We start from the raw sequence: 4,462 nt of genomic DNA, 5'->3' as shown, positions 1-4,462 counted from the left end.
TGAGAACAATGAGGTTTCACGTTACATATTAACCCATGATAATATAAAAAGCCTTTATATGGTCTTTATAGTTTCTGCAAGTGTTTTCCTTGATGTATGGGATCTCACCGCATTTTCATTTGTTTTAACCTTTTTTAAGGATACATTCCTGCCGTCCGGCATACTTCTTGGGCTTTCCGTCGCCGGAGCAAATATTGGGGCAATAATAGGTGCCATATTTGGTGGGTATTTAACTGATTATCTGGGCAGAAAAAAAATGCTTATTTATAATATGCTGGTTTTTATTATTTTTGCCATTCTTATAGCCGTTTCCACCAACTTGGTTGAGTTTATAGCATTCAGGATTATTATGGGATTCTCCATAGGGGCTGATGTGGCCACAGGCTTTTCATACATTTATGAATATATAAGCATGAAACAGAGAAATAAATTTTATTCGCTTTGGGCATATGCATTTTCAGTCGTTGCCCTTGTTGCGGTACTAACAGTATACCTGCTCTATACATATATAAACTCCAATATTATATGGAGATATATTTTCATAATGGGTGGTGTATTCGCCACAATTATTTTGGTATTAAGAACATATTTAATGGAAACACCCTTATGGCTTTATTACAGCGGTAAAAATACCGATGCTGAAAAGGTTATTAAAAATGTTTATGGTGATGATATAAAGATAAAATCAACAGAAAAATTGCACAGGTCACTTAAGGATATAATCAAATTTTACAGGTCAGGAATCAACAGGGAAATAATATTCACATATTCCCTAAACTGCATAGTTGGTTTTATAGGCTGGGGGTTTTCATTTTATGTAACATACATGCTTGTAATATTGAGGATATACACATTTACATATATACTTGGCATTGATGGATTAATATATGCTGCCGGCTTTGCAGGCGCATTAATCTCACCATTTGTATCATCAAGATTTGGCATATATAAAAGCAGTGTCATACCATCATCGTTTGCAGGACTGTTACTGTTTATGCTTTTCATTGTTTTTTCTGGAAGGCTATACAGTATTCTTATAGTACCGTTTACCATGGGCATTATATTCCTTGATTACATGGGGCCAATGGCATATAATGCGGTGTTAAATTCATTTGTACCCTCAAAGATAAGGGGGATTGCCAATGGCCAGAATTACATGGTAAATAAAATAGTTGAGGCTGTAAGTGGATTTACATCAGGAATTCTTCTTGTGTATCTGGGATTAGGATACAATACACTGGTACTGGCATTGATTGTAACAGTTCTTATTGTTATAGCCATAATAACTGGAAAAACAGGCCATTTCATGGATAAAAATGCGGAATATAATTAAGATTTTATATTTTATAATTATCTCAGATAATGGAAGATTACAGCATTGAGAGACTTTTAAAATACAGGTTTATTTCAAATGTCAGAATATCCCCAAATGGGGATGAAATTGCATGTATTGCAACAAAAAGTTACAGGGAATATAAAAAAAAGAACCCTGAATCCACATTATTTATTTTTAAAAAAAATATGGAAATTAAAAGAAAAATAGATGGGCATGGCATTAAATCCTTTGAATATGCCAGTTCAGGCAGATCACTTTATGTTTGCGGGAATAATATTATTGTTCTGGATAACAATGGAATGGATATAAGTCTGAATTTTCCCGGGGAGATAGATACTGCAAAATGGTATGACGATTCCAGAATTATATTTACTGCAAAGGAAAAAAAGGTGAATGGTGAGGATGATGCATATTTCTTTGAAGAATCGGATTCATTTAATTCACTATATATTATTGACATGAATTCGGGAATAAAAAAAATAACAGAAAAACTAAACATCTGGGAATTTTCAGTTGACGGGAAAAATATCTATGCTATTGCCTCTGAATGCCCGCAGGAGAGCTGCTGGTATGCATCCAAGGTATATAAAATAGGTATTGATAGGGATATAAAAATTATTTATGATCCAGAATACAGGCAGATAGGTAAAATTAGGGCATTCAATGACAATGCTGCATTTCTTGAATCTGTAATGAGTGACAGGGGTGTTGTATCAGGCGATATTATATTAATATCAGGAAATAAAACAAAAAATCTGACTGAAGATAGCGATTCAAGCTACTCACATATAGAATTTTTCAATAACAATATTTATGCCATGGAAAATCACATGTCAGAATTCAGGATAAAAAATATCGATACTGGAAGTATTTTATGGAGGGGCACCGGCATAGTTTATCCTGTTGTCTCACCGGAATTTTCAATATCATTAAATAAAATTGCACTGGTTTTTTCAGATACTGAAAATCCAGGAGAACTTTTATTTATCAATGGAGATGAAATCATTAAGTCTGAAATAAATAAAGAATTAAGGAATTCACCAAAATACGCAAATGAGCTTATTGAATGGGATTCAAATGGCATGAGGATATATGGATTTTTAAGATCACTCGGACCTGAAAAACCCTTAATAGTTTATATACATGGGGGCCCCACATCATTTTCATATCCTGCAATGATCGACCGCACAACAATGTACCTTGACAATGGATACTCTGTTTTCCTTCCAAATTACCGCGGAAGCATAGGCCTTGGAAGAAAGTATGCTGAGTCAAATCTTGGAGACCTCGGCGGGAATGATTTTGAGGACATAATAAATGGAATAAATTTCCTAAAATCCACCGGAAAAATTAAAACTGACAGAATATATATAACAGGAGGGTCATATGGAGGTTACATGTCTGCACTTGCCGTTGCAAAATCAAATATTTTTAGGGCATCTGTATCCCTGTATGGAATATCTGACTGGGTAAGCTTCCACGGAACATCAAACCTGCATCTATGGGATCAGATACACATGCATGAAGACCCTTATAAGTTCAATAAATACGATAAGTTCTCGGTTATAAGAATGAACAGTGATATAAAAACACCCATACTTTTAATGCATGGCATTGAGGATCCATATGTACCATATGGCCAGTACCTTGAATTTTACAGGTATTTAAAGGATAAAAACAAAAAAGTAAGGCTGCTGCTGTTTCCAAGGGAGGGCCATGGCTTCGGTGAAAAAATGCACATGATTCAGCAGTACAGGGAAACTTTAAAATTCTTTGATGAAAATATATAATTTAATTTTTAATGAATCTTTTATCTATATCCTCTAAAACCATCTTATTTGTTTCTGCCTTCCTGCCAAGCCAGAAGACAATAACAATAATTGCCAGAAAGCATATAACGGCGTATCCTATTAAAATTCCGGCTATTTTATAATATGTTAACAGAAGTGAACCACCAAATGTACCTATGATGCCAGCAAGCCTTATTCCGGCAATACTTATACCCTGGCCCATGCCCCTAATCTTTGTTGGATATAACTCCGTGGAGAGTGAGTAAATTACTGGAATATAAAACGATTGCAGTATTCCACCAGAGGCCATTGCAGCTAGCATTAAATCGACATTGAAATAATATGATGAAAATACATACATGGCTATTAATGCAATCCCAAGACCTAGGGAACCTATTATAAGCATTTTTATCCTACCAAGCAAATCCATTAATTTAAATGCTATAATATTTCCTATTACAACTGGTGTGACCCAGGCAAATGAGGTAAATAACAGTGAATCACTTTTTGATATTTTTAAAGTACTTAACATAAGTGGCGTTAATTCCAGCATTCCACTTGGGGGTATATTTAAAAGCATGATTAGAAACAGCGGTATCGTTATTCCTAAAATATATGGTTTAAATAATTTTTCATCGCTTAAATTATACTTTTCATAATTATTTACATTATCCTCACTTAAACCTATTTCTTTTAGGGAGTTTTTGGCATCCTCTATTTTTCCCTTAATGGCAAAAAACCTTGGTGTTTCTGGAATTCTCGATCTTATCAATAATCCCAATAAAGGCGGTATTATTCCTATTATAAATAAAATTCTCCACTGAAGACCGCCAAGTGGAACCAGTAGGAATGCAACAAGATAGGATGCAAGAGCACCCAGATTTGCCAGTATCCAGAAAAAATCAAATGAAGACCCTCTTTTCCCGGGTTCCACAAACTCAGAGAGCAGGGTTATGGCCGGAACATAATCAGCACCAATTGCAAAGCCCACAACAAAACGGAATACCAAAAGATATATATAATCAGGTGCCAGACCTGATAAAAATTCAAAAACTATGAAAAGTATTAATGTTATTATAAATGTTTTTTTCCTTCCAAAGGCATCAGATAGGTATCCAAAAGATAGTGCACCAAAGAGACCACCAATAAATGTCATTGAACCGAGGAACCCAAATTCGGGTTTTGTTATATTCAGTGATGTGATTATGCTTGCAGATGTGCCACCGACGACACTAGTATCAAAAATATCTGTAAACGCCCCAATTGCTGTTGCAACATATAAAAGCCTTAAAAATTTTGAGAATTTTTCACTATCAATGATTTTATCCATGATAGT

General features: G+C 34.6%; 3 protein-coding genes. 2 read left to right on the top strand and 1 reads right to left on the bottom strand.

Features of this window, described 5'->3' with window-relative positions:
- Together AOG55_RS03855 and AOG55_RS03850 are read left to right on the top strand one after the other, a co-directional pair.
- On the top strand, nt 1-1,333 hold a 1,333-nt coding region (locus tag AOG55_RS03855), incomplete at its 5' end, for an MFS transporter (RefSeq protein WP_084779399.1).
- A gap of 29 nt (nt 1,334-1,362) precedes the next feature.
- A complete protein-coding gene (locus tag AOG55_RS03850; RefSeq protein ID WP_055040915.1) occupies nt 1,363-3,126 on the top strand; it encodes an alpha/beta hydrolase family protein in 1,764 nt (587 codons plus the stop codon).
- Nucleotide 3,127: 1 nt separating this feature from the next.
- Here the strand turns inward: AOG55_RS03850 and AOG55_RS03845 are convergent.
- Nucleotides 3,128-4,462: MFS transporter (locus tag AOG55_RS03845; protein WP_156318742.1), on the bottom strand; the 1,335-nt coding region annotated here is incomplete at its 5' end.

Origin of the sequence: Acidiplasma cupricumulans, from assembly GCF_001402935.1 — an archaeon.
Lineage (GTDB): Archaea > Thermoplasmatota > Thermoplasmata > Thermoplasmatales > Thermoplasmataceae > Acidiplasma > Acidiplasma aeolicum.
Note: the sequence above shows the minus strand (reverse complement) of the source record. Positions and strands in the feature narration are given on the sequence as shown.